23 protein-coding genes are annotated in these 25791 nt (G+C 67.7%); 7 read left to right on the top strand and 16 right to left on the bottom strand.

Features of this window, described 5'->3' with window-relative positions:
* The first annotated feature begins 58 nt into the window (after positions 1–58).
* Positions 59–625, top strand: coding sequence for a LuxR C-terminal-related transcriptional regulator (locus tag EJO66_RS05850; RefSeq protein ID WP_124958223.1), 567 nt, complete (start codon positions 59–61; stop codon positions 623–625).
* A gap of 115 nt (positions 626–740) precedes the next feature.
* A complete protein-coding gene (locus tag EJO66_RS32510) occupies positions 741–887 on the top strand; it encodes a hypothetical protein (protein ID WP_012748362.1) in 147 nt (48 codons plus the stop codon).
* Positions 888–912: 25 nt separating this feature from the next.
* Here EJO66_RS32510 and EJO66_RS05845 read toward each other — a convergent pair whose 3' ends face one another.
* The 13 genes from EJO66_RS05845 to EJO66_RS05785 form a co-directional block, all read right to left on the bottom strand.
* Positions 913–1884, bottom strand: coding sequence for a Bug family tripartite tricarboxylate transporter substrate binding protein (locus EJO66_RS05845; protein ID WP_124958224.1), 972 nt, complete (start codon positions 1882–1884; stop codon positions 913–915).
* 45 nt (positions 1885–1929) lie between these two features.
* Positions 1930–2310 carry a VOC family protein gene (locus EJO66_RS05840; protein WP_124958225.1) on the bottom strand — a complete coding sequence of 127 codons (381 nt, stop codon included), beginning with the start codon at positions 2308–2310 and terminating at the stop codon, positions 1930–1932.
* Complete coding sequence (locus EJO66_RS05835) at positions 2307–3290, bottom strand: hydroxymethylglutaryl-CoA lyase (RefSeq protein WP_124958226.1); 984 nt, start codon at positions 3288–3290, stop codon at positions 2307–2309. The genes EJO66_RS05840 and EJO66_RS05835 overlap by 4 nt, the downstream gene beginning before the upstream one ends.
* Entirely contained in the window at positions 3287–4462 is a 1176-nt protein-coding gene (locus EJO66_RS05830) for a CaiB/BaiF CoA transferase family protein (protein WP_124958227.1), read from the bottom strand. The genes EJO66_RS05835 and EJO66_RS05830 overlap by 4 nt, the downstream gene beginning before the upstream one ends.
* A gap of 112 nt (positions 4463–4574) precedes the next feature.
* Entirely contained in the window at positions 4575–5345 is a 771-nt protein-coding gene (locus EJO66_RS05825) for a magnesium transporter CorA family protein (RefSeq protein WP_125964752.1), read from the bottom strand.
* Positions 5345–6076, bottom strand: coding sequence for a phospholipase D-like domain-containing protein (locus EJO66_RS05820; RefSeq protein WP_124958228.1), 732 nt, complete (start codon positions 6074–6076; stop codon positions 5345–5347). Before EJO66_RS05820 ends, EJO66_RS05825 begins: the two co-directional genes overlap by 1 nt.
* 3 nt (positions 6077–6079) lie before the next feature.
* The gene (locus EJO66_RS05815; RefSeq protein WP_124958229.1) at positions 6080–11317 is read right to left on the bottom strand and encodes a DNA repair ATPase; all 5238 of its coding nucleotides are present in this window, start codon (positions 11315–11317) and stop codon (positions 6080–6082) included.
* 12 nt (positions 11318–11329) lie between these two features.
* Positions 11330–11875, bottom strand: a complete 546-nt coding sequence (locus EJO66_RS05810; RefSeq protein ID WP_124958230.1) for a TFIIB-type zinc ribbon-containing protein — start codon at positions 11873–11875, stop codon at positions 11330–11332.
* A gap of 11 nt (positions 11876–11886) precedes the next feature.
* A complete protein-coding gene (locus EJO66_RS05805; RefSeq protein ID WP_124958231.1) occupies positions 11887–14055 on the bottom strand; it encodes a hypothetical protein in 2169 nt (722 codons plus the stop codon).
* Positions 14056–14113: 58 nt separating this feature from the next.
* Positions 14114–14758 carry an OB-fold-containig protein gene (locus EJO66_RS05800; RefSeq protein ID WP_124958232.1) on the bottom strand — a complete coding sequence of 215 codons (645 nt, stop codon included), beginning with the start codon at positions 14756–14758 and terminating at the stop codon, positions 14114–14116.
* A 27-nt stretch (positions 14759–14785) separates the two neighbouring features.
* A complete protein-coding gene (locus EJO66_RS05795; protein WP_124958233.1) occupies positions 14786–15145 on the bottom strand; it encodes a hypothetical protein in 360 nt (119 codons plus the stop codon).
* Positions 15142–15855, bottom strand: a complete 714-nt coding sequence (locus EJO66_RS05790) for a PspA/IM30 family protein (protein ID WP_124958234.1) — start codon at positions 15853–15855, stop codon at positions 15142–15144. Before EJO66_RS05790 ends, EJO66_RS05795 begins: the two co-directional genes overlap by 4 nt.
* A 12-nt stretch (positions 15856–15867) precedes the next feature.
* A complete protein-coding gene (locus tag EJO66_RS05785) occupies positions 15868–16284 on the bottom strand; it encodes a YjfI family protein (RefSeq protein WP_124958235.1) in 417 nt (138 codons plus the stop codon).
* 142 nt (positions 16285–16426) lie between these two features.
* On the opposite strand from EJO66_RS05785, the gene EJO66_RS05780 reads away from it, so the two are divergent.
* Complete coding sequence (locus tag EJO66_RS05780) at positions 16427–17338, top strand: LysR family transcriptional regulator (RefSeq protein WP_124958236.1); 912 nt, start codon at positions 16427–16429, stop codon at positions 17336–17338.
* A 33-nt stretch (positions 17339–17371) separates the two neighbouring features.
* On the opposite strand, the gene EJO66_RS05775 is transcribed toward EJO66_RS05780, so the two are convergent.
* Complete coding sequence (locus tag EJO66_RS05775; protein ID WP_125964751.1) at positions 17372–18322, bottom strand: LysR family transcriptional regulator; 951 nt, start codon at positions 18320–18322, stop codon at positions 17372–17374.
* A gap of 103 nt (positions 18323–18425) precedes the next feature.
* Between EJO66_RS05775 and EJO66_RS05770 the strand changes: the two genes are divergently transcribed.
* The 3 genes from EJO66_RS05770 to EJO66_RS05760 all read left to right on the top strand — a co-directional run bounded on the left by EJO66_RS05770 (position 18426) and on the right by EJO66_RS05760 (position 22726).
* Positions 18426–19934: a CoA-acylating methylmalonate-semialdehyde dehydrogenase gene (locus EJO66_RS05770; protein ID WP_124958238.1), complete on the top strand. Its 1509-nt coding sequence runs from the start codon at positions 18426–18428 to the stop codon at positions 19932–19934.
* A gap of 119 nt (positions 19935–20053) precedes the next feature.
* Entirely contained in the window at positions 20054–20911 is an 858-nt protein-coding gene (locus tag EJO66_RS05765) for a class I SAM-dependent methyltransferase (protein WP_185738290.1), read from the top strand.
* A gap of 216 nt (positions 20912–21127) precedes the next feature.
* The gene (locus EJO66_RS05760; RefSeq protein ID WP_124958239.1) at positions 21128–22726 is read left to right on the top strand and encodes an OpgD/OpgG family glucan biosynthesis protein; all 1599 of its coding nucleotides are present in this window, start codon (positions 21128–21130) and stop codon (positions 22724–22726) included.
* Between the two features lie 21 nt (positions 22727–22747).
* Here EJO66_RS05760 and EJO66_RS05755 read toward each other — a convergent pair whose 3' ends face one another.
* Both EJO66_RS05755 and EJO66_RS05750 read right to left on the bottom strand, forming a co-directional pair.
* Positions 22748–23167: an FKBP-type peptidyl-prolyl cis-trans isomerase gene (locus EJO66_RS05755; protein WP_125964750.1), complete on the bottom strand. Its 420-nt coding sequence runs from the start codon at positions 23165–23167 to the stop codon at positions 22748–22750.
* A gap of 58 nt (positions 23168–23225) precedes the next feature.
* The gene (locus EJO66_RS05750; protein ID WP_223262244.1) at positions 23226–24221 is read right to left on the bottom strand and encodes a helix-turn-helix domain-containing protein; all 996 of its coding nucleotides are present in this window, start codon (positions 24219–24221) and stop codon (positions 23226–23228) included.
* A 166-nt stretch (positions 24222–24387) separates the two neighbouring features.
* On the opposite strand from EJO66_RS05750, the gene eat reads away from it, so the two are divergent.
* Entirely contained in the window at positions 24388–25791 is a 1404-nt protein-coding gene (gene eat, locus EJO66_RS05745; protein WP_124958242.1) for an ethanolamine permease, read from the top strand.

Here is a 25791-nt window from a genome sequence, read left to right as displayed (position 1 = left end):
GAAGGCTTGAACGATACTACGTAGTCGCATACGTAGTATTTCGTAATGGTGACCCCCGATGCCCGAGATCGATTACCGGCTGGCTTTTGAACATGCGCCCGTCGGCATGGTGGTGTCGAGCAACCGCACCATCGTGGCCTGCAACGAGCGGGTGTGCGAGATCTTCGGTGCAACGCCCTCCGCCCTGGTCGGGCATTCGTTCAGCATCCTGTACCCGAGCGTGGCCGAATTCGAGCGCATCGGCAAGCGCATGGAGCCCTTCCTGAACGCCAGTGGCCACTATGCCGACAACCGCATGATGAAGCGCCTGGGCGGTCTGCACGGCGCCATCGCCGGCGAGACCTTCTGGTGCCACGTCACAGGCCATGCCATGAACCGCGCCGCGCCGCACGAGGCCGGCATCTGGACCTTCGAGGACCTGGGATCGCGCCGCGCCGTGAAGGCCGAGCTCACGCCGCGCGAGCGCGAGGTGGCGGCGCAGGTGATGCGCGGGCTCACGTCCAAGGAGATCGGCAAGGCGCTCGGCATCAGCCATCGCACGGTGGAGCTGCACCGGGCACGGCTGATGCGCAAGTATGCGGCGGCGACCACGGCGGAGCTGGTGCAGAAGCTCATCGCGGGCTGATCGTTGCAAAAACGGAAACGCGGTGTCTTCGGAAGCCCCGTGCCGCTGCCCCTGCAGAGGTCTATCTTGGAGGCCATGCGAACAGATCGTTCGCGTTCATCCAGGAGCAAATGCCATGTCCACAGCCCTTCATTCCGAAAAGAACCTCCTTCAGCAAACCAGGCTGTCGGTGGCGCAGGCCCACGCCATCGCCACGCACCGGCTGCCGGTGACGCTGACCCTCGCGGCAATCATCCTGTCGATGCTCGGCGTCAAGCCCTGAGCACCGAGGGAGGCATCGGCCGGGCTCAGTCCGGCTTGATGTCCGCCGCCTTGATCACCTTCGCCCAGGCCGCGAGTTCCTGGTCGACGAACTTGCCCAGGGCCGCCGGGTCCATGTAGGTGGCAAAGGCGCCCTGCTCGTCCACCTTCTTGCGGAACGACTCGCTCTCGACGATCTTCCTGATCTCGGCGCTGAGCTTGTTGACGATCTCGGGCGGCGTCTTGGCCGGTGCGAACACCGCGAACCACGACTCCACCTCGTAGCCCGGCAGCCCCGCCTCGGCCGAGGTCGGCACGTCGGGCATCGACGGATGGCGCTTGCTGCCCGTGTAGGCGAGCGGCTTGATGCGCCCGCCCGCGAAATGGCCGATGACCGAGGGCGGTGTGGTGATGAACATGTCGACGTTGCCCGCGATCAGGTCGTTGATGGCCGGGCCCGAGCCCTTGTAGGGCACGTGCGTCATCGGCTGCTTGGCCTGCCGCGACAGCAGCTCGCCCGCGATGTGCTGGATCGAGCCGTTGCCCGACGAGGCGTAGAACAGGCCGCCCTCTTTCTTCTTCTTGCCGTACTCGATCAGCTCCTTCATCGAGTTCACGGGCAGCTTGCCGCTCACCGCGACCACGTGCGGCGCGCGCATCACCAGCGCCACCGGCACGAAGTCCTTGGTCGGGCTCCACTTGATCTGCGGAAAGAGCGCGGGGTTGCCGACGTGGTAGCCCGAGTACTGCATCAGCAGCGTGTAGCCGTCGGGCGCGGCGCGCGCCACGGCCTCGGTGCCGATGTTGCCGCTGGCGCCGGGCCTGTTGTCGACCACGATGGGCTGGCCCAGCGCGCGCTGCAGCGGGTCGGCCACCATGCGCGCCATGATGTCGGTGGACCCGGCAGGCGCGGTGGGCACGATGAAGGTGATCGGTTTCGAGGGCCAGGTATCGGCGCTGGCCGCAGCGGCCGCCAGCGCGAGGCCTGTGGCCATCAGAAGGCGGTGAATGGGTTTCATGGTTTTGTCTCCGGTGTTTTTAAGCTTGCATTCGAAGCCGGCGTGTCAGGGCGCCAGCTCGGATATCTCGATGAGATTCAGGTCGGGGTCGCGCACATAGACCGATCGGATGCGCGCGGTGGCGCCGGTTCGCATCACCGGGCCTTCGAGGATCGGCACGCCCTTGTCTTTCAGCCGCGCGATCACGTCCTCCAGCGGCACGCTCGCGATGAAGCACAGGTCCAGCGAGCCCGGCGTCGGCACCTGCGCCTTGGGCTCGAACTCGTGGCCTTTCACATGCAGGTTGATCTTCTGGTTGCCGAAACGAAAGGCCTTGCGGTTGGCGCCGAAGGTCTCCAGCGCCATGCCCATCGCGTCGACGTAGAAACGGATGCAGGCCTGCTCATGGGCAGTGGTGAGCACCAGGTGGTCCAGATGGTCGATCATGGGTGCAGCTCCTTGGCGCGGCGCGCATGCGCACGCGCCGCGATGTCGTTGAAATCCGCCGGCGGCGCATGCCGCGTGAGCCGGTGGCCGGCGCGCGACACCTGGCTCGGCAAGTCGTGCTGCACCAGCGCTTCGAGTTCCGAGGCGGCATCGATCAGTCCGTTCAGATCCATGCCGGTGTCGTAGCCCATGCATTGCAGCATGTGCACCACGTCCTCGGTGGCCACGTTGCCGGTGGCGCCGGGGGCATACGGGCAGCCGCCGATGCCGCCCAGCGACATGTCGAGACGCTCGACGCCCGCCTCGACCGCCGCCAACGTGTTCGCGAGCCCCATGCCGCGCGTGTTGTGGAAGTGCGCCGTCCATTGCAGGCCGGGGTGCCTTGCCATCACGGCTTCGCAGAGGGCCTGCACCTGTGTGGGAAAAGCCATGCCCGTGGTGTCGCACAGCGTCACGCCCTGCACCCGCAGCGCCGCGAAGCGGCCGATCCATTCCAGCACCGCGGCTTGCGGCACCTCGCCTTCCATCGGGCAGCCGAACACGCAGGAAAGCGACACGTTCACGGGCACGCCGGCCTGCCTGGCCAGCGCGATGACCTCGGCCAGCTGCGCGAAGGACTGCTCGCGCGTCATGCGCAGGTTGCCGAGGTTGTGGGTCTCGCTCACCGACATGACGATGTTGAATTCGCCGATGCGGCTCTCCAGCGCGCGCTCGGCCCCGCGCAGGTTCGGCACCAGCGCGGTATAGACCACGCCCGGCTGGCGCACGATGCGCTGCATCACTTCCTCGCCGTCGCGCAGCGCCGGAATCGCCTTGGCGGAAGTGAACGAGGTCACCTCGATCTTGGCGTAGCCCAGCGTGCCCAGGCGGTCGATGAGCGCGATCTTGTCGTCGGTGGGAATGAAGCGGTCCTCCATCTGGAAGCCGTCGCGCGTGGCCACTTCATTGATGAAGAGCCGCTTGCCATTGCCTTCTTTCATACGGCCTCGCTTTCTTCGGTGCGGCGCGCCGGCCAGCCTGCGCCTTGCAGCTGATCGGTGTGTTCACCGAGCCGCGGCGCGGGGTGCGCAATGCGCCCCGGTGTGGCGCTGAGCTTGGGCACGACGCCCGGCACCTTGAGCATCTCGCCGTCGGCGGTGGTCGCCTCGACGATCATCTGGCGCGCCAGGTACTGCGGGTCGGTGGCGATGTCGGCCACCGTGTAGATGCGCCCGACCGGCACGCCGGCCGCATCGAGCACCGCCAGCACCTCGTCGCGGTTGCGCTGCAGCGTCCAGGCCTCGATGGCGGCGTCGATCTCCTCCACCCGCTGCACGCGGCCATCGTTGTGCACGAGTTGCGGATCGCTCTCCAGGTCCGCGCGGCCGATGGCGCGCATCAGCCGGCGGAAGATGCTGTCGCCGTTGCCCGCCACCAGCACGTAGTGGCCGTCGCTGCACTTGTAGGCATTGGTCGGCGCAATACCCGGCAAGGCGCTGCCGGCGCGCTCGCGCACCGCGCCGAACGCGTCGTATTCGGGCAGCAGGCTTTCCATCACGTTGAAAACCGACTCGTAGAGCGCCACGTCGATGAACTGCCCCTCGCCGCCATGGGCCGTGCGGTGGTGCAGCGCGGTGAGCACGCCGATCACGCCATGCAGCGCCGCCAGCGTGTCGCCCAGCGACACGCCCACGCGCACCGGCACCCGGCCCGGCTCGCCGCTCAGGTAGCGCAGCCCGCCCATCGATTCGCCGAGCACGCCGAAGCCCGGCTTGTCGCGGTAGGGGCCGGTCTGCCCGTAGCCCGAGATGCGCAGCATGATGAGCCGCGGGTTGAGCGCGTGCAGTTGCTCCCAGCCCAGGCCCCAGCCTTCGAGCGTGCCGGGCTTGAAGTTCTCGATCAGCACGTCGGCCTCCAGCGCCAGCGCGCGCACGGCCTGCTGGCCTTCGGCGCTGCGCAGGTCCAGGCACACCGATCGCTTGTTGCGCGACTGCACCTCCCACCACACCGAAGTGCCCTCGCGCAGCAGCCGCCACTTGCGCAGCGGGTCGCCGACGCCGGCAGGCTCGACCTTGATCACGTCGGCGCCGAACTCCGCCAGCGTCTTGCCGGCGAACGGGCCGGCGATGAGCTGGCCGAGCTCCAGCACCTTGAGGCCTTCGAGTGCGTTCATCTGCGTCTGTCTCCTGTGGGAATGCCCCCACTCTAAGAACAGATCGCGTCCGCCGGAATTGCTCTGGCAGCAGCACTCCTTCGCAAAACGCGAAGGCCGGCGTCTTGCCGCTTTACTTCTTCCTGGCCGGCGCAGGCTTGGCAGCGGGCAGCGGCGCCTCCGGCGCCTTGACCCAGCCGCGCAGCAAGATGCCCAGGAAGAGACCGCTCGCGAAAATCGCCCAGTACATCCAGACCGGCATGTTCTCCATGCCGCTGTGCAGGTTCATGCCGAAGGCGGCGCCCACGGCCATGAGCGGAAAGGTCAGCGCCGCGATGGTGTTGAGCTTGTGCTGCGCACGGCTGACCTCCCGGGTCGAGCGCGCCTGCGCCTCGGCCGCGTGCGCGAGGCGGTAGTCGAGTGACATGCGGGTGTCGGCCAGCAGCAGCTCCATGCCGCGCGTGATCTCGACCGCGAGATCGCGCAGGTCGATCAGCATCAGATCGTCCTTGACGGCCTCGCGGGCCGCCTGCAGGGTGGCCTGCATGTTCATGGCGGCGCGGGTCAGCGGAATCAGCGGGCCGAGGATCTGGAACAGCTCCTCCGCCGTCTCGGCCGATTGGTGCCGGATCTCGAAGGTGCCCAGCGCCGCGCGATAGCTTTCGAGCAGCTTGGCGAAGGCGCGCTCGCCGGGGTTGTTGCCCTTGTGGAGCCACGCACCGTCGGGCTTGCGCAGGAACACGGCGGGCTTGCGCTCCGCACCGGCGCCGGTGGGCGCCTCGTGCAGGATGACCATCAGGTGGCCCTGCTCGTGAATGATGCGCTGCGCACCATAGCTGGCACCGCCCAGCCGTTGCTGTATCTCGGGCGGCAGCTCCCAGTCGTAGTCGATTCGTCTCGGCATCAGGCGGCCTGCAGTTCTTTCCACAAGGTGTCGAATTCGTCCGCGAAGCGGCGAACGAGCGATGGGTCGTTGCTCAGCACCACGTTCTCCTCGTTGTGCTCGCAGGCGCTGCGGGTCCAGTTGTAGCTACCGTTGAGCAGCCGCGCGCCGTCGAAGATGGCGAACTTGTGGTGCATGTGGGCTTCGGTGCGGTCCACCGCGACCGGGATGCCGGCCGCGCGCAGCTGCCCGACGTCGCTGCCGCGGTCGAATTCCTTGTCGTTGTCGGTAATGAAGCGCACCGCCACGCCGCGCCGGTGTACGGCCAGCACTTCGGCGGTGATGCGGTCGTCCGATAGCGTGAAGACGCACAGGTCGACCGAACGCTTCGCGGCCTTCAGCTGCTGGTTGATCGCCTGCAGGCAACCCGTTCCCGGGCTGAAGAAGGCCTGCGAGCGCACCGCGACGGCATCGGGCGAACGGCCGGTGTCGATGGCGCGGACCACGCCTTCGAGCCATTTGAGCAGGGCCAGCTGTTCCGGATCGGCGGTGCGCGAGCGCACCAGGTCGAACGCACGGTTGCGCAGCTGGCGCAGGCCGTCCTCGGGCGGAGAGGCCTCGCGCAGGGTGTGCACCAGCACGCGGCGCTCGTCGTCGCTCAGGCGCTGGTCGGCCATGGTGGCATCGAGCTGGGCGAGCAGCTCGGGCAGCGCTGCCTGCGGCTCGATAACTGGAGAGGAAGGTGCCTGCATGTGTCAGTGGTCCTGGTCGGGTTTGGTCGCGCGCCTGGGGACGGTCCGCGAGGCCTGCACTTCGGCGGCGAGCCGCTCCATGTCCTGCCGGATCGAACGGTCGAGTTCGAGCCGCCGTTCGGTGGCGGTCACCAGCGGCAGGATCAGCTCGCGGTAGGTCACGGCAATCTGCAGCATGGCATCGGCCAGCCGCTGGCCTTCGTTCGGCCCTTCGGCGGGCGGCTTGAGCGCATCGACCGCGCGCGCCACGTCGAGCATGCTGCTCGCGATGCGCTGGCTGCCATCGACGTCGTCGCCGCCGAGCTTGCGCTTGCGCACGAACTCTTCGCAGATGGCCGTCCAGCGCGCGCTTTCCTCGGGCGTCGGACTGCCCAGCAGCTGTGCGAGCCGCAAGAGGTTTTCCTCGGCGCCGGTGGTCAGCGTCTGGGCCTCGCCGCGGTAGTGGTCGCGCAGCAGCGCATCGAGTTCGTCGTCGCGCATCAGCGCGGTGATCTTGCCCGCGAGCTTGGTCATGTTGCGGTAGCTGCCCTGCAGCTTGAAGGGCGGCGCGGTGCGGTACGCCTCCTGCTGCGCGGCCGATTCGATGTACGCGAGGTTGACCTTCAGCAGCAGGTCGCGCGCGCGGAACAGGCGCTGCAGCAGCGCCTTGATTTCCTCCAGCTCGACCGCGCTGTAGGCATGCGACAGCGCGCTGCTCGGCGCCTCGTGTCCCTGCGCCATCTTCACCAGCAGCTGCACGTCCTTGGGGTCGCGCGAAGCCAGCGGCATCAGCGTGGGGTTGGAGGTCAGGCTGTTCTCGATGTACGAGAGCGCGAACGCCGCCTCGCGGCCCGAGAGCACGTCGCCCAGGTTGTAGATGTCGGCCCGGTTGGCCAGCATGTCCGGGATCTTGAACACGTCGCCCGACTCGGTGTAGGGGTTGCCCGCCATCACGATCGCGAAGCGCTTGCCTCGCATGTCGTAGCTGCGCGGCTCGCCGTTCCACACGCCCTCGATGCGGCGCGTGCCGTCGGCCAGCGCGATGAACTTCTGCAGGAACTCGGGGCTGGTGTGCTGGATGTCGTCCAGGTACAGCATCACGTTGCTGCCCATCGCAAGGCCGAGGTTGAGCTTTTCGAGCTCCTGCCGCGCCGCGCTGTTGGGCGCGTTGGCCGGGTCGATGGCGGTGACGCCGTGGCCCAGCGCCGGGCAGTTGATGCGCACGAAGATCAGGCCGAGCCGGTCTGCCACGTACTCCATCAGCGTGGTCTTGCCGTAGCCGGGCGGCGAGATCAGCAGCAAGAGGCCCATGCGGTCGGTGCGGCTGCCCTCGCCCGCGGAGCCTATCTGCTTGGCCAGGTTGTCGCCGATGATGGGCAGGTAGAGCTCGTCGATCAGCTGGTTGCGCACGAAGGTCGAGAGCGGCTTGGCCTGGAACTGGCCCAGCTTGAGGCGGGCCTTCTCGCGTTCGAGCAGTTCGTGGCGCAGGCTGTGCAGCGCCTCGTAGCCCGGCACCGCGTACGTGGTGTGGAACAGGAAGCGGCGCCAGAAGTCGTTGAGGTTCAGCGTCATGCGGCCTTCGGCCACGCGCGGGTGTTCGCCGCGCAGGCCTTCGACCGTGCGGTCGAGCGCCGCGTTGACGCGGGTGCGCTGCAGCGGCATGGCCAGCACGCTGGCGGCGTCGTCGATCCAGTCGGCCGACTGCGGCGCCTGGTGCGTCGTGTAGGCACGCACCCAGTCGCGCGCGAGGCGCCAGCGCTCGGCCGGCGGCGCGGCGTCGAGGTCGTGCTGCCAGGCGTCGCGCCGGCCGCTGCGCTCCAGCTCGCGCAGCAGCGCCGCCGCAAGGTCTTCGCCCGCGCCCGACACAGCCCAGGTTTCGCCGCCGTGCTCGCCCGCGAGTTCGCGCGCGAGGTACGCGGCCGCTTGGTCGCACAGCGTGGACACGCGGCCCTGGTGGGCGTCGCGCTCTTCCTGGCTGGCGGTCTCCACCAGCGGCAGCAGGTCGGGCGCCACCTCGCGCGCAAAATGGTTCAGCGCACGGGCGGTGTCGGCTTCGAGCTGTTCCAGCGCATCGCGCCGGCCGAACAGGGCCTGCATCTGCATGGCGGCCCGCGCGCGCCGCAGCAGCGATTCGCGGTGCGCGATCAGGTGGCCGTGCTGCCAGTAGAGCAAGGCCAGCGCGCGCTCGGTCGGCCCCCAGGCCAGCAGGCCGGCCTGGTCCTGCATGGCGACGAGCGCGCCCAGCAGGCGCATCGCGTCGTCGTCATGGATGCCCTTCTGGTAGCCCTCCTGGTAGCGCGCGGCGGCAAAGCGGCGGACCATGTCGAGCAGCTGCGGGTGCAGCGGGTCTTCGGCCAGCAGCGTGAGCACGTCGAGCCAGCTGCGCTCGGACTTGCCGTCGAGCAGCGCTTCCAGCAGGCGGCCCGCAAGGTACTCGGCACGCGACAGTTCGGGCGTTTCCGACACCAGCGACTGGCTCCAGTAGCGCTGCAACGGCAGCAGCCGGGGTTCGTCCACCGGGCTTTGATAGTCCGTGCCGGTCACCTGGTAGGCCATGCCTTCGTCGCGGGCGACCAGCGTGAGGTCGACCGGCTGGCGGTGCACGGTGAAGGCGTGGCGGCCCAGGCGCAAGGTGTCGCCGCCTTCGCTTACCAGCTCGCGCTTGTCGCGAATCGAACGCAGGGCCTGGTCGCGGGCGGTCTTCAGCCGCGTGTCGAGCTCGTCGGCCGGCACGGCGGCGCCCAGCGTGCGCAGGTCGGCAATCAGCGTGTGCAGCTTGCCGATCATCGGGTCGGCCGCGAAATAGCTGTGAACCTGCTGCAGCTCGCCGAACTGCGCAATGCGGCGCGGAATGCCGTCGAGGATGCGGCCCGCCGCATCGACCACGCCCTGCGCGCGGCGCTGGCGGGCTTCCACCAGGCTCTGGCGGCGCGCCGACAGCGCCTCGTACACGGTCTCTCGCTTCTCGGCGATGTCGGCCAGGAAGTCTTCCTGCTCGGCGAATCGGCCTTCGATTTCTTCCAGCTGGGCCAGGAGGCGCGTGAGCGCGTCGTCGCACTTCTCGGGCGTGTCGGCGAACTCCAGCGCGTTTTCCACCGCCTGGCTGAAGAGCTTGAACTGCGCCCCGAACTCCGCGCGCGCCTCGGTGGCGCCCAGCGACTTTCGCCGCGCGCGCGCATCAGCGCGCATGCGGTTGATGTCGGCGTAGATCAGCGAGATGCGGTCGAGGATGGAGGTGCGGATCACCGCGTCGCCGCCCGGCAGGCTGCCGAGCTGTTCGGTGAGCAGATCGAGGCCGGCGGCCTGCTCGTCGAGCGTCGCCAGCATCTGGCCGAGCGCGGGCGAGGTGGAAAGGTTGGGCAGGTCGAGCGCCAGCTTGTCGAGCGCCTGGCGCTGGCCGTTGAAGGCCGTGTCGGCCGCCAGGAACTGCATCGCGCGCTCGCCGATGCGCTGCTGCTCGGCCTCCAGCGCCGCGTCCATGGCGGCGATGCGCGGCAGATCGGCGTAGCGCAGTTCCTTGAGCATCTGCAGCGCGCCGCGCCGTTCGCGCAGGCGGCCCAGGGCCTTCACGAAGTCGTCGGGCGCGCGCCAGAGGGTGCTGGCGATGTCGACCATCAGCGCGTGCTGTTCGTCTTCCGCGCGGGCCAGCGCGCGTGCGGTTTCGCGCCGGATGGTGTCGACCTTCTCGAACTCGGCCAGCGTGCTGCGCGCCACGTCGGCAATGCTGCGCAGCTCGCCCATCAGGCCGGCGGCCTCGGCCGCTTCGAGCCAGAAGTAGGCGTCGCTCACGCGGGTGCACTGGCGGATGAGGTCTTCGTAGGCGGCGCGCGTGGGCGCCTGCTCGCGCACCGCGCGGGCGATGCCCATCAGGTCGCTCACGCCCCGCACCAGCTCGGCGTTGCCGATCTTGCCGAAGAAGCCGGTGGCGGGCGGCTGCGCGCTCATGTGCTCCTCGCTGGCGAACGGCGTCCGCCACAGCTGCATCGGGTGCACGCGCGTCGGCTCGCCGTCGTCGCCGTTGAACACCAGGATGCGGCCGTCGGCAAAGCGGGCGTAGCCGTTGGCGATGATCGGCGTGGCGAGCTTCTTGTCGATCAGGTTGTAGTTGAAGAGCGCGTAGCGCCCCGGCTTCGGGTCGTAGAAGACATAGGCCACGTCCTCGCCGTTGGGCGAGCGCAGCATGCGCTTGAAGCGCAGGCTTTCCACCACCTCGCCCGGCAGGTCGAAGCGCTTGTATTCGCCCGACTGCAGGTAGTAGCCGCCGGGAAAGATGATGCCGTGGTCTTCGGGCAGCTGCACGCAGGAGCCGCCGATGGCGTCGATGCGCTCGACCTGCTGCGTGCGGATGTTGAAGACCAAGTAGCGCGTGGCCTGCTCGCGGTAGGGCTTCACGCGCAGCAGTATCAGCATGCCGAGCTTGGCCCACGCGATCTCGGCGTCGGTGAGCGACTGGCTCTTGTCCTCCACCGGCTCGCTGTAGATGCCGAGCCCGGTTTCGGTGTTGTTCTCGATCTTGACCGTGAGGTCGCCGCCGAGGGTTTCGACGAACACCGTGTCGAGCACGTTCACGTGGGGATGCTTGCCTCCCACATGGTCTTCGCGCGTGGCAACGGTCCACTCGAAGTCGTGGCTCGCGGGCAGCGCGATGTCGCGCTCGCCGCGGTTGTCGATGTAGTGGATGCCGCCGTCGCGCTCGATGGCCCAGCGGAACACGCGCACGTCGTGCAGCTGCTGGCCGATCTTGAAGGACGCCAGCAGCTTGTCTTGCATGACGCGCAGCTGCAGCAGCGTGGCCTGCTTGTAGTAGGCGTAGAGCTCGCGAAAGTCGGAGACGAAGCGCGTGTCTTCGAGAAAGGTGCCGGCCAGGGGCACCGCCTGCAGCTCGTCGTTCTCGGTGGCGGCTTCGCCTGGCACTGCCAGCCGGTACAGGCCGAACACGTCGCCCACCGCGGTTTCCTTGCGCAGGCCGATGAAGACGTTGTAGCCGAACAGCAGCAGGTCGCCGATGCGCACGATGTCGCGCGCCACGGCATTGTTCTCGGTGCGCGCGCGGGTGCGCAGCACCAGGGCCTGCTCGGAGCGGCCGAACTCGGCCAGGCGCTGTTCGTTGAGTGCCTGCGTCTTCTTCAGCAAGCCCTCGCCCTGGGTTTCCAGCCGTTTTTTCAGCAGGTCGTAGCTGCCGCTGCCGGACACCAGCGCCTCGGTCTGGTCAGTCTGGGCCTGGGCGCCGGGCGGCGCCCCCGTTTCTTCCGTTCGTTGCATAGATCGGCGCGGTCAGTCCGCGCGCAGCAATGCGAGCAGTTCGTCGCGGTGGGGCTGGGTGTCGAGCCAGGCGCGAATGCGGTCCAGCTCGTCGATGCAGTCGTTGCCGTAGCGGCGGCGCAGCGCGGCAAGCCGCACCTCGCGCACCTCCTCGGTCTGCAGCCGGCGCTGCCATCCGTCCGACAGCAGCTCGTCGAGCCGGCCGGCCAGGCCGCGGCTCACCAGGGCACGCCACTCGCCCTGGTCGAACCACAGGTTCTGGCAAGCAATGCAACGGTCGATGCGGAAGTCGGGCCCGGCGCTCACGCGCAGGCGCTGCATGAGCCGGTCGCACTCGGGGCAGTGCCGCACCGACGTGGCATCGAACACCTCGATGACGTCGTCGTCGATGGCGTGGGGTTCCCGCGCAGGGTCGACGGCCTTCCAGGCACGCCAGTCGTCCATGGCCATCACCATGCCGCCGCAGTCGGTGCAATGCACCGCCAGCAGCGCCTCGGCCAACGCGACGGGCTGCATCGACGCGTGCGCGGAGCAGCTGCATTTCAGGTTCGAATTCATCGCGCGCCCACTCAGTTGCGGAAGGTGGAGAGCAGGTTGTGGAGCGCGGTCTTCTGGCTTTCGCTGCCGTCGCTGCTGATGCGACTCATCAACGCGGCCACGCTGAGGTTCTGCATCTCGCCGGACGATGTGCCGAGCGCGCCGACAAGGTCGCGCAAGTCCTTCACCACGTCGCGGTCGCCGGACAGCTGGTCCTTGAAAGCCACCTTCAGGGTGTTGCTCTTGGAGATGACGCCATCGATGCCCTTGCCCACGGAGAGCGAGCGCACGAAGCTGTCGAAGTAGTCGCCCTGCCCGCCCACGATGTCGATCTTGGCATTGGCCAGCGCGGTGCCCAGCACCTCGGCCTGTTCCTTGGCGATGGCGGTCTGCGCGTCGATGCCCTTCATGGTTTCGACGTGCGACTTCTCGAGGCGCATGCGGAATTCCTCGTGGTCGCGGGTGTCGGGGCTCATCGCCTTCATGGCTTCGAACTTTTCATGCAGGCCCTTGGCCTCGGCGCTGAAGCGAGCTTCGATCACCTGCGCATCGGCCTGGCCGGACTTCAGGGTGGCTTCAGCATCGGCCGTGCGCACGTTCACTTCGGCGAGGCCGAGCTTTTCCTTGCCCGAGGCCTCGGCGTCGAACTTGGCGCGCATGCCGGCGGCTTCGGCCTGCGAGCGCGCCTCGATCACTTGCGCATCGGCCTGCCCGGCCTTGAGGATGGCGTCCGCATCGGCCTGGCGCACATGCACGTCCGCGAGGCCCAGCTTCTCCTTGCCCGAGGCTTCGGCCTCGAAGGTGGCGAGCCGGGCTTGCGCGGTGGCGATCTCGACCTTGGCGGCGGCCAGGCCCGGTGCGGCGGAGAGGGCCTCCATGCCCTCGGCCTCGCGCTTCTTCGATTCGGCATCGCGCTCGGCCACCTTCAGCTTGGCATCGGCCAGCGTGAGTTCTTCGGCCGCCTTGTGGCGCGCGCGCTTTTCCTGCGTTTCGGCCGCCTTCAGGTCGATCACCATCTTTTCGTCGGCCTGGCCTTCGGCCATGATCACGACGGACTTCTTGGTGCGCTCCGCCTCGGCCACCACGCGCAGTTCCTTGATGGCTTCTTCCTGCTCGGCCACGGTGCGCTCGACCACGATGCGCTCGCGGATCACGTCGGCAATGGCCTTCTTCTGCACTTCGACGGCCTTGTCCTTCTCGATGCGCTGCAGCGTCACTTCCTTCTCGCGGTCGACAATCTCGAGATCGCGGGCGCGCGTGACTTTTTCTTCCTCGATGGCCACCGCGCGCTTGCGGTTGTTCTCGGCCACTTCCTTCTCGCGCTGCACGTTCTCGTGCTGCACCGAGATGGATTGCTCGGCGACGAGGCGCGCGGTTTCCGACTTGGTGCGCTCTTCGGCCTGGATCTTGGCGGTCTCGGCCTCCTCGCGGGCGCGCACGCTGGCGATTTCGCGCTGCTGGCGCGCCGTGGCGTCCGCCTGCTGGCGCTCGAGTTCGAGCAGGGCTTCCTGCGTCTCGACGTTCTTCTTCTTGATCTGCATTTCCTCGTTGCGGCGCAGCTCGTTGGTGCGCACGTGCTCGACCGCCGTCAGCTCGGTGATCTTCTTGATGCCCTGCGCATCGAGGATGTTGTTGGTGTCGAGTTCCGACAGCGGCGTCTGCTCGAGGTAGTCGATGGCGGCGTCTTCGAGCACGTAGCCCGAAAGGTCGTTGCCGATCTGGCTGATGATCTGGTCGCGGAAGCCGTCGCGCGCCTGGTACAGGTCGACGAAATCCATCGACTTGCCGACGGTCTTGAGCGCCTCGGAAAACTTGGCCGAGAACAGCTCTTCGAGCGTTTCGTGGTTCGAAGCCCGCGCGCAGCCGATGCCTTGCGCCACCTTGAGCACGTCGTCCGCGGTCTTGTTGACGCGCACGAAGAACTTCACCTTGATGTCCGCGCGGATGTTGTCGCGGCAGATGAGGCCCTCGTTGCCGGAGCGGTCGATCTCGATGGTCTTGACCGAGATATCCATCAGCTCGGCCTTGTGGATGATCGGATAGACCATCCGCCCCGTGAAGGTGACGTCGGGTTCGGCGCGCAGCGTGTTCACGATGAGCGCGTGCCCCTGTTCGATCTTGCGATAGAACTTGGCGAACATCGCGAACAAGCCGAGGATGACCACGGCCAGTATGACCACGGCAAAGAGGATGGGCTCCATTTTTTCTCCAGAGATGCTTTGAGAGCGAAACAGTTGATCTTGATCGGGTGGGCCGCGCTCAGGCGGCGTCGTCGTGCGTCGCGATGAGGTAGCGGCCGGCCACTTCGTCGTATTCGAGGATCAGCGCCTGCGATCCGCGCTTGAGCGTGTTGGGCGTGGGCGCCCAGACCCGGATGTTCAGGCTGGCGCCGCGGCGGGCCACTTCGGCGCGGCCGTCTTTCTCGTTCACCACGCCGGTGACGACGCGGCAGGCCTGGCCGACCAGTGCCGCATTGCTCACGGCGGTGTGGCTCACGAACAAGCCGCGCAGGGGGCGGATGGCCACGGCCGTCACGGGTATGGCGATGGCGGCGCTCGCCACCAGCAGCACCGTGCCGGCCAGCAGCTTGAGCGGCAGCGTGGGCACCAGCGGCATCAGCCACTCCCCGCCAAGGCAGGACAGCGTCCACGACACCAGCACCAGCAGGCTCACCGCCACCGAGAACGGCACGCCGTTCAGGCCGAACGCCACGACGTAGCTCGCGAGCTGCCCCACGTCGCTGGTGTCGCCGTCGGCATGGGTCTGCACATCGACATCGATGCCGCTGTGCTCGATGTCGACCATGCCGGCCACCGCCAGCACCCAGTAGATCACCACGACGCCCAGCAGCACCGTGTAGATCGCGGTGGGGTACCCCGTCACCGCATCCATGAAATTTCCCATTGACCCTCCCGCGTACGGGTTGTGTTTTTATTTGCGGCCCGGCTTCCCTGTGCCGGTGCCTTTCTTTCCACCACTTGCAAAAGCAATCAGATCCCGCGTGGCCCTCTCCTTGATAGCCAGGCGGTCGTCCGGGGCGAGCCCATATTTCGCCGCAAGAAACTCGTAGTCTGCCGCATTCAACGACACGGTCAGCCGGGGCCGTTTGGGCTTGGACGTCGTCGCAAGCCCCAGCACCTGCCGGATCTGGTCGGAAGTGGACACGTGCTGCTCGAAGGCGGCCGTGCGCACCGCCTCCAGCACGGCCTCTTCCACGTCGAACGCCACCTGAACGGCGCGTATCGCCTCGTCCGAGCCTTGCCAGCGAACCGGCTTGACCCGCACGGTCATTGCGCGCCGGGCTCCGCTGGCTTGGCCTGGCGGGCGCGGATGCGCTCCATCACCTTGCCGGTGCGGTCGACATCGCTGCCGATGCCCGCGGCCGCCAGCTTCTTCTCGAGCGCCGTGTGGCCAAGTTCGTTCTCGAGCGCCTGGCTCGCAGCCATCCGGTCGGCCAGATCTTCGTGGCGCTGGCGGATCCGCTCGAGCGATTCACGCGCATTAGACAGGCGGGAACCGCCCGCGCCGATGTTCTCGGAAATCGACTGCGTGGCGCGGTAGACGCTCTCGGTGGTCTTGGCGATGCCGATCTCGCGCTCGTGCTCGCGAATGCGCACTTCGGCCGTCTTGATCAGGTCCTTGAGCTTGGACACCTGCAGCGCATAGGAGGCATGCGCCTTGGCCTGCTCCTCGAGCTCCTTCTCGAGCGTGCCGACCTTGGCCGCGACGTCGAGCGCCAGGCCTTCCTGCGTCTTGTTGAGCGCCTCGAGAGCCAGGCCCTCGTAGCGCGCGACCTCGTTCTTCAGGCGCTCGATCTCGCGGGCCGATTGCATCTCCTTGGCCATGACGCCGGTGAGATCGCCCTTGGCCTTCTCGATGCTGTGCTTGGCGTCGACGATTTCCTGCTCGTAGATGCGGGTGGCGTTGCTGTCGACCACGCTTTCGCCGATTTCGCGGGCACTGCCGCGCAGCAAGGTGACCAGCTTCTTGATGACTGTCATGATGATCTCCGCTTAGTTCAGGAATTCGGACAGGGCATCCAGCGCATCGATCGCGTTGTCGCTGAGCACCGCCACTTCGCGCGCGATGTCTTCCACGTTCGCATGGCGTCCGAGCGCGCCGGTGAGCACGTAGCGGCCGTCGACACGCCCGAAGGACGACAGCGGCACCGAAGGGTTGAGGTCGAGCAGCGATTCGAGCAGCTCGGTGCGGCGTTCGGCCTTCACTTCTTCCTCTGTCCAGAGATAGCAGATGCAAATGACCTGCACGTCCGAACTGGTGATGAAAATGGGCAGCTCGTCGCGCCCCTCGATGCTCACCTGGATCACGGGCGTATGGCCCGGAATGGGCTGCAACTGCACCGTCAGGCCGCCCATCGCGGCGCCGGCCAGGACGTCGAGTCCCTTCAGTTGATCGAGCAGTGATTGCATACCTCTCCTTGTGGTTGGGTGCCGACGGAAGCGAACGGTGCTTTGATGGGACCACTATAGGCGGCTCGACATAACATGTCAAAGAATCTTTTGGCCTATGCCCCATGGCTTGCGGCACTGGCGTGCTCTCTAGAATCCGGCGATGGCCAGCCCCATCAACCCCGCCCGCGTCGACTTCGTCACGCTGCGCCTGTTCTGCGCCGTGGCGCAGTCGGGCAGCATCACCAAGGGCGCCGAGGCCTGCCACCTGGCGCTCTCGGCGGCCAGCCGGCGGCTTTCGGACTTCGAGGCCGCCACCGGGTCGAAGCTGCTGGAGCGCAGCTCGCAGGGCATTGCGCTGACCCCCGCCGGCCACGTGGCCATGCAGCATGCAATGCGGTTGTTCCAGGGCTTCGAGCAGTTCAGCAACGAACTCGGCGACTATTCGAGCGGGGTGCGCGGCCATGTCCGGCTGTGGGCCAACATGTCGGCGCTCACGGAGTTCCTGCCGGCCACGCTGGCCGCCTTCCTCGGCCAGCATCCCGACATCCGCGTCGAAGTGGAGGAGCAGCTGAGCGGCGACATCGTGCGCGCGCTGGTCGACGGCCTGGCCGATGTGGGCGTGTTTGCCGAGAACACGCCGGCCTACGGGCTCGACGTCGCGCCGTTCCAGACCGACGAGCTGGTGGTGCTGTGCGCCCGGCAGCATCCGCTCGCGCGCACGCGCCGGACCGATTTCAAGACCTGCCTCGCGCACGAGTTCGTGGGCCTGAACCGCAGCAGCTCGCTGCTCGAGCTCACCTCGCGCGCGGCCGAGCAGGCCGGCATTCCGATGCGCCTGCGCGTGCAGGTGCGCAGCTTCGATGCGATGTGCCACATGATCGCGGCCAACCTCGGCATCGGCGTGGTGCCGCTCGCGGCCTGCAAGGCGCAGGTGAGCGCGCTCGGCCTCAAGGTGGTGCGGCTCAAGGATGCCTGGGCCGTGCGCCGCCTGCTGATGGCCACCAAGACCGGCGAGACCTTGTCACCGGCGGCGCAGTTGCTGGTTCGGCAGCTGATGGTGTCGTCCAACTGAATTCTCAAAGCGAGGCCGGAAGCCCGCTGGCCATCAGGCCTCGGGCAGCTGAAACCCCGCCTTCAGCGTCTCGCGCAGATGGCTCACGAACAGGTTGACCGCACGCGGAATGTGCAGCGAATAAGGCCGTATGGCGTAGATCTGGTCGGCGAAGGCGCCCGTGGGCTGCCAGTCGGGGAGCACCTCGACCAGCTTGCCCGCCTGCAAGCCGGATTGCGCGCTGAAGTCGGGCAAGAGCGCAATGCCGAGCCCCGCCTGGGCCGCGTCGCGCAGCGCCTCACTGTTGTTGGCCGCCAGCGGACCGGCGATGGGCACGGTCACGCGCTCGGCCTGGCGCGCGCGGCCGCCTCGCCGCTCGAACGACCACACGTTGGTTTCCTGCCCGCGGGGATAGTGCAGGCAGTCGTGCTCGGTCAGCATGGGCGGCGCCAGCGGCGTTCCCTTGCGGCGCAGGTAGGCGCGGCTCGCCACCAGCACCGAGCGCGTGTCGCACAGCCGCCAGGCCACGTGCGTGTCGGGCGGTGAGGCCGCGTGCCGCACCGCCAGGTCGAAGCCTTCGGTGGCCAGCGAGCTCAGCCGGTCGGAGAGTTCCATTTCGACACGGATCGACGGATGCGCCAGAAGAAAGTCGGCGAGCCTGGGCAGCAGCTGCTGGCGCCCCAGCGCCACCGGCGCGGTGATCCGCACCAGGCCGCGCGGTTCGCCCGCATGGTCCCGCGCCTGCAGGAAGCTGTGGGCGATCCGCTCGAAGGGCTCGCGCATCTGGTCGACCAGCTGCTGCCCGGCCTCGGTCAGCCGCATGCTGCGGGTGGTGCGGCGCACGAGGGTCACGCCCACGGCCCGCTCCAGCTCGGCGATGCGCTGGCTCATGGCGGCCTTGCTCACGCCCAGGCGCGCGGCGGCGGCGGTATAGCTGCCCTGCTGGCCGAGCACGATCAGCCAGTGAAGGTGCATCCAGAGCGATTCGGCTTTTTGCAGATCCATGATGGGATTGTTCACTATAGCGAACAAACAGTTCAACCCTGGCGCCTAGGCAGAGACCCTTGCCTTTCCTAGACTGGCGCAATCACTTGACCTGGGACTCTCCATGACCACACAGATCGCGCATTTCATCGGCGGCCAGCACGCCGCCGGCAGCTCCACCCGCACGCAGGACGTCACCAACCCGGCGACCGGCAAGGTCACGGGCAAGGTGGCGCTGGCCGTCCAGGCCGACGTCGATGCCGCGGTGGCCGCCGCGCAGGCCGCGTTCCCCAAGTGGGCCGACACGCCGCCGATCCGCCGCGCCCGCGTGATGTTCAAGTTCCTGGAGCTGCTCAACCTGCACAAGGACGAGCTCGCGCACATGATCACCGCCGAGCACGGCAAGGTGTTCACCGACGCGCAGGGCGAGGTCTCGCGCGGCATCGACATCGTCGAGTTCGCCTGCGGCATTCCGCAGCTGCTCAAGGGCGACTTCACCGACCAGGTCTCCACCGGCATCGACAACTGGACGCTGCGCCAGCCGCTCGGCGTGGTGGCCGGCATCACGCCCTTCAACTTTCCCGTGATGGTGCCGATGTGGATGTTCCCGGTGGCGATTGCCGCGGGCAACACCTTCATTCTCAAGCCCAGCCCGACCGACCCGACCCCGTCGCTGCGCATGGCCGAGCTGCTGAAGGAAGCGGGCCTGCCCGACGGCGTGTTCAACGTGGTGCAGGGCGACAAGGTGGCGGTCGACGCGCTGCTCGAGCACCCCGACGTCAAGGCCGTGAGCTTCGTGGGCTCCACGCCCATTGCCAACTACATCTATGAAACCGGCGCCCGCAACGGCAAGCGCGTGCAGGCCCTGGGCGGCGCGAAGAACCACATGGTGGTGATGCCCGACGCCGACATCGACCAGACGGTGGATGCGCTGATCGGCGCGGGCTACGGCTCGGCCGGCGAGCGCTGCATGGCGATCAGCGTGGCGGTGCTGGTGGGCGACGTGGCCGACAAGATCATTCCCAAGCTCGTGGAGCGCACGAAGACGCTCAAGGTGCTCGACGGCGAGAACCTCGCGGCCGAGATGGGCCCGATCGTCACGCGCGCGGCGCACGAACGCATCACCGGCTACATCGCCCAGGGCGAGAAGGAAGGCGCGAAGCTGCTGGTCGACGGCCGCCAGTTCGACGGCAGCCAGGCAGGCGCTGATTGCGGCGACGGCTTCTGGATGGGCGGCACGCTGTTCGACCACGTGACGCCCGAGATGCGCATCTACAAGGAAGAGATCTTCGGCCCGGTGCTCTCGTGCGTGCGCGTGGCCAATTTCAAGGATGCGGTCGACCTGGTCAACGACCATGAATTCGGCAATGGCGTGAGCTGCTTCACGCGCGACGGCAACGTGGCGCGCGAATTCAGCCGCCGCATCCAGGTGGGCATGGTCGGCATCAACGTGCCGATTCCGGTGCCGATGGCATGGCACGGCTTCGGCGGCTGGAAGCGCAGCCTGTTCGGCGACATGCATGCCTATGGCGAGGAAGGCGTGCGCTTCTACACCAAGCAGAAGTCGATCATGCAGCGCTGGCCCGAGAGCATTGGCAAGGGCGCCGAGTTCGTGATGCCCACCGCCAAGTAAAAGAGGCAGCGGCGGCCGGCCCGGGGGGCATGCCGGACTACCCCCGGGGCTAACGAAAGGCTGACTTGCTCCGCCGCATGGGAGCAGCCAGACTTGCGCATGACCCGGTGCCTGCGCCCATGACAACAAGCAAAAGAGCCGCGCGAAGCCTGTCGGCCGTGCCGTCGACCCTGCGGATTCCGCTCGCCGCGCGCGCTTCCGGCGACGCGATGTTTCCGCAGATGGCCGTGCGCGACGCCTACGCCGCGTCGATTCTCGAGAAGATCCGCGACGAAGGCCATCCGCTGCCCGAGGACCGGACCACCATCTACAGCATCCTGAGCCGCACCCGGCGCTTCCGCAGCCTCGCGCAGGAGTTCCTCAAGCAGCATCCGGGCGGCCGCGTGGTGAACATGGGCTGCGGCCTGAGCCACTACTTCCAGTGGCTGGACGACGGAAGGTCGCGCATGACGGATGCCGACCTGCCCGAAGTGATGGCGCTGCGCCGCGAGCTGATTCCCGAGGCCCACCCGCGCCACGACGCGCGCGACCTCGACCTCACATCGCCGCGCTGGTGGAACGAGCTCGAGCTGCCGCGCAGGCGCCAGGCGCAGCCGGTCTTCCTCTTCACCGAGGGCGTCCTGATGTACCTGCAGCCGCAGCAGGCGCAGGCCGTGCTCGCGACCTTCGGCGAGCGCGCGCCCGCGGGCTCGGTGCTGGCCTTCGATGCCGTCTGCTGGCTCGCCGTGGGCCGCGCCGCGCAGCATCCATCGCTGCGCGCCACCGGGGCGGAGTTTCATTGGGGGCTGCGCAAGACCGCCGAGCTGACCCAGCCCCATCCGCGCCTGCGCCTCGAGGCCACCTTCCGGGTGCTCGAAGGCATCGGCCTCGCCTACACCCTGTTCGCGCCGCTGGCGCTGATGCTGCTCGGCGTGCCGCTCTATGCCGTCTACGCCATGGGCGTGGCCGACGGTGCCGATGACAGCGCCGATACATAAACGCACAAATTTCTCAAATCCCGGCCTTGTCCGGCTCACGCTGCGCAGCTTGGCCGACGCGGCAAACCCCGCGGCCGCGGCATGCTCGCCGCTCTTGTGCGCGGAAAATTCCCGGCGCCGGCTGCATTAGGATGGTTTCCCCGGCCGCCTCGCCTTCCGCTCATCCTTTTTCGTACTCCACGACGTACTCCCAAGACCGCAACCCTCAAGAAACACATGCTTGATCGCCGATCCTTCCTTGCCGCTGGTGGTGCCGCCGCCGCACTCGCCGCCCTTGGACTGCCCGAAGAGGCACTGGCCGCCAACGGCCTGAAGCTGAGCCAGCCTTCGCCCTTCTCGTTCGACCGCCTCGTGGCGCAGGCCAGGCGCCTGGCCGGGCAGCCCTATGCCGCCGCCGCGCCGCTCGCGCCCGAGGTGCTCGAGAAAATCGACTACGACGCGCACGGCAAGATCAAGTTCGACCCGGCCAATGCCCTCTTCCGCGACGGCCCCGGCGCCTTTCCCGTCACCTTCTTCCACCTCGGCCGCTTCTTCCAGACACCGGTGCGCATGCACGTGCTCGAGAATTCCGATGGCGATGCCTTCGCGCGCGAGGTGCTCTACAGCCCTTCGTACTTCTCGATGCCGCCCGACAGCCCGGCGCGCGCGCTGCCGGCCGGCGCGGGCTTCGCGGGCTTTCGGCTGCAGGAAAGCCGCCTGGGCGACCAGAGCAAGCTCGACTGGCAGAAGAACGACTGGGTGGCTTTCCTGGGCGCCTCCTACTTCCGCGCGATCGGCGAGCTCTACCAGTACGGCCTGTCGGCCCGCGGCCTCGCACTCGACGTGGCGGTACCCGACAAGCCCGAAGAATTCCCCACCTTCACGCGCTTCTATTTCGAGACGCCGGCCGCGAACAACACCACCTCGATGACCGTCTACGCGCTGCTCGAAGGGCCGAGCGTTACGGGCGTGTTCAAGTTCGTGATGCAGCGCGGCAAGGCCGTGATCATGGACATCGACTCGCGCCTGTTCCTGCGCCGCGATGTGTCGCGCCTGGGCCTGGTGCCGCTCACCTCGATGTACTGGTACTCGGAAACCATCAAGCCCACCGCCATCGACTGGCGCCCCGAGGTGCACGACTCCGACGGCCTGGCCATCTGGAACGGCGCGGGCGAACGCATCTGGCGCCCGCTCAACAACCCGACGCAGACGCGCGCCTCGGCCTTTGCCGACACCCGCCCGCGCGGCTTCGGGCTGCTGCAGCGCGACCGCGCGTTCGACAACTACCAGGACGGCGTCAACTACGAGAAGCGCCCGAGCCTCTGGATCGAGCCGCTGGGCGACTGGGGCGAAGGCTCGGTGCAGCTGATCGAGATCCCGACCGACGACGAGATCCACGACAACATCGTCGCCTTCTGGGTGCCCAAGGCCGATGCCAAGGCGGGCGCGAGCTACAGCCTGCAGTACCGGCTGCACTGGACCGACCAGGAGCCCTTTCCCTCGCCGCTCGCACGCTGCGTGGCCACGCGCATCGGGCGCGGTGGACAGCCCGGCCAGCCGCGCCCGCCGGGCGTGCGCAAGTTCATGGTGGAATTTGTAGGGCAGCCGCTCACCACCGTGCCCTTCGGCGTGAAGCCCGAGCTGGTGCTGACGGCGCCGCGCGGCAAGTTCTCCTACGTCTTTGCCGAGGCCGTTCCCAACGGCGTGCCGGGCCACTGGCGCGCGCAGTTCGACTTCACGCCCGAAGGCAACGAGCCGATCGACATGCGGCTCTACCTGAAGACCGGCGACAAGACGCTGACCGAAACCTGGCTGTTCCAGTTCCAGCCAGGTTGAGTTCTTTTCAAAGGCCGGCGGTCAGCGCTTCTTGACGGAGACCAGCTCGACTTCGAAGTTGAGCGTGGCGTTCGGCGGAATCACGCCGCCCGCGCCGCGCGAGCCGTAGGCAATGGCCGGCGGGCAGGTCAGCTTGGCCTTGCCGCCGGGCTTCATCTTCTGCACGCCCTCGGTCCAGCAGGGGATCACGCCGTTGAGCGGAAACTCGGTCGGCTCGCCGCGGCTGTAGGAGCTGTCGAATTCCTTGCCGCTGTCCGGAAAGGTGCCGCGGTAGTGCACCTTGACCACGTCGGTTGCGGCGGGCGATGCGCCGGTGCCTTCCTTCAGCGACTGGTAGACCAGGCCGCTTGGCGTGGTGACGGGCGCGCTCTGCGCCTGCGCCGATGCCAGCGTGGACAGCGAGGCGGCCAGGGCCGCGGTGATGCAAACAAGGGAACGCATGAGGCGGTGTCTTTCGGGATGGGACAGCCGCCCATTATGGCGGGCCGTCGTGACGCGCTCAATGCGCGGCGCGCGCCAGACGCAGCGTCTGCGACGGCAGCTCGTCGAACATCGCCTTGTATTCGTGCGAGAAGCGGCCCATGTGGAAGAAGCCCCATTGCGCAGCCACGTCCTGCACAGTGGTTCCGCGCGCGGAGGCGCGCAGCCGGCGGCGGCAGGCGTTGAGCCGCACCGCGCGCAAGAACTCCGCCGGCGACTCGCCGACGACACTGCGGAAGTGGTTCTGCAGGGTGCGCGGCGTCAGGTGCAACTGCATGCACAGGTCTTCGACCGACAGCGTGTGATTGAGCGGATGCGCCACCAGCGAGCGCGCCGTCAGTACCGATGCAAGGCGGCGCTGACTGCTCTGCCGCTGCGCGCTGAAACCGGCGTCCGGCGCGGTTCCGGCCAGCAGCCTGAGCAGCTGGTCGGTCAGGTAGCCCAGCGTGCGGCGGCCCCAGCCCTGCATGGCCTCGCCGCTGGCGCCGAGCGACAGCATCGACTCGATGGTCTGGCATAGCGCCACGTGCAGGTGCGGCGACAGCGATGCCGCGCGCAACGAAGCGCCCGACCCGCCGGCCGGCGGCAGAAACGGCCGCAGCCCCAGCCGATCCAGTTCGGTGCACAACCAGGCCTCGTCGACCACCACCCCGTAGATGCCGAAGTTCTGAGGCGTGCACAGCGCAAAGCCATCGTCGGCGCGCGCGGCCATGACGATGCGCTCGCGGTCGACGGGCTGCAGCCGCCCGGAGAAATGCAGCGGCTCGCCGTTCTGTCCGTCGGGTATACCGAACCACACCGCACCACGCCAGGGCAGGCAATGCTGGCTGGTCCGCTGGCCGGTGTGCTCGTGGAACACCTGCAGCCGCGGCGCATCGATCCACAACTCGCGCACCATGCCGGTGAAGCAGCCGCGCGAAAGCTGGTCGTATTCCTGGTGCCAGGCCGAGATGTGGGTGGCATGCTCGTCCACGTCGCAACTGGCGCGGGCGGCGTAGTGGAGGCTGGTGGTCACGTCGAACGCAGGGATGTGAAAGCCTGGGCGCATGCAAGACGAATGCCATGGCAGGCGCCATGTGTGCAGCCCCCAGCCTGCTTCTTTTTCCGAATCCGGATAGAGGGAAAGCCCTGCCTTTGGTCGAATCCGGTTGTCACACTTTGACCCATCTGGAGCAACGCCCATGAGTTCAGCTGTCCCCCCGTCGCCGTCGTCAGGCCATCTCAAGAAGGTGCTCGGCCCGTTCCAGTTGTGGGGCATCGCGGTGGGCCTGGTGATCTCGGGCGAGTACTTCGGATGGAGCTACGGCTGGAACACTGCGGGCACGCTGGGCTTCCTGGTGGCCACGGTACTGGTCGCGACGATGTACACCACCTTCATCTTCAGCTTCACCGAGCTGTCGACCGCGATCCCGCACGCGGGCGGCCCCTTCGCCTACGCGCGGCGCGCCTTCGGGCCGACCGGCGGCTTCGTTGCCGGCTTCGCCACGCTGGTCGAGTTCGTCTTTGCACCGCCGGCCATTGCGCTGGCCATCGGCGCCTACCTCAACGTGCAGTTTCCCGCGATCAACCCGAAGTGGCTGGCGCTGGGCGCCTACGTGATCTTTATCGCGCTCAACTGGGTGGGCGTCGGCATCGCGGCGGCCTTCGAGCTGTTCGTCACCCTGCTTGCCATCTTCGAGTTGCTGATGTTCATGGGGGTGGTCGCGCCGGGCTGGTCGTGGGCCAACTTCACGGCCAACGGCTGGGCCGGCGGCACGGTGCTGAACGGCGCGGCGCTGTCCGGCATCTTCGCGTCGATCCCGTTCGCCATCTGGTTCTTCCTCGCCATCGAGGGCGCGGCCATGGCAGCCGAAGAGGCACGCGATCCGCACAAGACCATTCCGGTCGCCTACACGACCGGCATCGTCACGCTGGTGGTGCTCGCTTTCGGCGTGATGATCATGGCAGGCGGCGTGGGCGACTGGCGCAAGATTGCCAACATCAACGACCCGCTGCCCCAAGCCATGAAGGCCGTGGTCGGCGACAACAGCGGCTGGCTGCACATGCTGGTGTGGATCGGGTTGTTCGGCCTGATCGCCTCGTTCCACGGGATCATCATGGGCTACTCGCGCCAAATCTTCGCGCTGGCGCGCGCCGGCTACCTGCCGGCCTGGTTCGCCGGCCTGAGCCCGCGCTTCGGCACACCGCACCGCGCACTGCTGGCCGGCGGCGTGATCGGCGTGGTGGCGATCTTCAGCGATGAATGGGTCAGCTTCGGCGGCCAGACGCTCACCGCCAACATCGTGACCATGGCGGTGCTGGGCGCGATCGTGATGTACCTGATCTCGATGGCGGCCCTCTTCAAGCTGCGCCGCAGCGAGCCGGGGCTGGAGCGCACGTACCGCGCGCCGTTCTACCCGGTGTTCCCCGCGATCGCCCTGGTGCTGGGCGTGGTTTGCCTCGGTGCGATGATCTGGTTCAACGGCATGCTGACCGTGCTGTTCGGGGTGCTGATGGCAGCGGCCTATGGCTATTTCCTGCTGACCTCGGCCCAGCGCAAGGCGGCCGCGCCGGATGACATGCTGTCTGCGACCACCACCGCCTGA

The organism is Variovorax beijingensis (assembly GCF_003951285.1).
Classification (GTDB): Bacteria; Pseudomonadota; Gammaproteobacteria; order Burkholderiales; family Burkholderiaceae_C; genus Variovorax; species Variovorax beijingensis.
The sequence above is the reverse complement of the archived record's forward strand: the minus strand, read 5'-3'. Positions and strand labels throughout refer to the sequence as shown.

Bases quoted from the DNA above. Each gene is read 5' to 3' on its own strand.
- EJO66_RS05825 (WP_125964752.1), bottom strand. From the start codon at position 5,345: ATGCCGAGACGAATCGACTACGACTGGGAGCTGCCGCCCGAGATACAG.
- EJO66_RS05795 (WP_124958233.1), bottom strand. From the start codon at position 15,145: ATGACCGTGCGGGTCAAGCCGGTTCGCTGGCAAGGCTCGGACGAGGCG.
- EJO66_RS05840 (WP_124958225.1), bottom strand. From the start codon at position 2,310: ATGATCGACCATCTGGACCACCTGGTGCTCACCACTGCCCATGAGCAG.
- EJO66_RS32510 (WP_012748362.1), top strand. From the start codon at position 741: ATGTCCACAGCCCTTCATTCCGAAAAGAACCTCCTTCAGCAAACCAGG.
- EJO66_RS05775 (WP_125964751.1), bottom strand. From the start codon at position 18,322: ATGGATCTGCAAAAAGCCGAATCGCTCTGGATGCACCTTCACTGGCTG.
- EJO66_RS05845 (WP_124958224.1), bottom strand. From the start codon at position 1,884: ATGAAACCCATTCACCGCCTTCTGATGGCCACAGGCCTCGCGCTGGCG.
- EJO66_RS05760 (WP_124958239.1), top strand. From the start codon at position 21,128: ATGCTTGATCGCCGATCCTTCCTTGCCGCTGGTGGTGCCGCCGCCGCA.
- EJO66_RS05830 (WP_124958227.1), bottom strand. From the start codon at position 4,462: ATGAACGCACTCGAAGGCCTCAAGGTGCTGGAGCTCGGCCAGCTCATC.
- EJO66_RS05800 (WP_124958232.1), bottom strand. From the start codon at position 14,758: ATGGGAAATTTCATGGATGCGGTGACGGGGTACCCCACCGCGATCTAC.
- EJO66_RS05755 (WP_125964750.1), bottom strand. From the start codon at position 23,167: ATGCGTTCCCTTGTTTGCATCACCGCGGCCCTGGCCGCCTCGCTGTCC.
- eat (WP_124958242.1), top strand. From the start codon at position 24,388: ATGAGTTCAGCTGTCCCCCCGTCGCCGTCGTCAGGCCATCTCAAGAAG.
- EJO66_RS05785 (WP_124958235.1), bottom strand. From the start codon at position 16,284: ATGCAATCACTGCTCGATCAACTGAAGGGACTCGACGTCCTGGCCGGC.
- EJO66_RS05835 (WP_124958226.1), bottom strand. From the start codon at position 3,290: ATGAAAGAAGGCAATGGCAAGCGGCTCTTCATCAATGAAGTGGCCACG.
- EJO66_RS05765 (WP_185738290.1), top strand. From the start codon at position 20,054: ATGACAACAAGCAAAAGAGCCGCGCGAAGCCTGTCGGCCGTGCCGTCG.
- EJO66_RS05780 (WP_124958236.1), top strand. From the start codon at position 16,427: ATGGCCAGCCCCATCAACCCCGCCCGCGTCGACTTCGTCACGCTGCGC.
- EJO66_RS05815 (WP_124958229.1), bottom strand. From the start codon at position 11,317: ATGCAACGAACGGAAGAAACGGGGGCGCCGCCCGGCGCCCAGGCCCAG.
- EJO66_RS05850 (WP_124958223.1), top strand. From the start codon at position 59: ATGCCCGAGATCGATTACCGGCTGGCTTTTGAACATGCGCCCGTCGGC.
- EJO66_RS05820 (WP_124958228.1), bottom strand. From the start codon at position 6,076: ATGCAGGCACCTTCCTCTCCAGTTATCGAGCCGCAGGCAGCGCTGCCC.
- EJO66_RS05805 (WP_124958231.1), bottom strand. From the start codon at position 14,055: ATGGAGCCCATCCTCTTTGCCGTGGTCATACTGGCCGTGGTCATCCTC.
- EJO66_RS05810 (WP_124958230.1), bottom strand. From the start codon at position 11,875: ATGAATTCGAACCTGAAATGCAGCTGCTCCGCGCACGCGTCGATGCAG.
- EJO66_RS05770 (WP_124958238.1), top strand. From the start codon at position 18,426: ATGACCACACAGATCGCGCATTTCATCGGCGGCCAGCACGCCGCCGGC.
- EJO66_RS05790 (WP_124958234.1), bottom strand. From the start codon at position 15,855: ATGACAGTCATCAAGAAGCTGGTCACCTTGCTGCGCGGCAGTGCCCGC.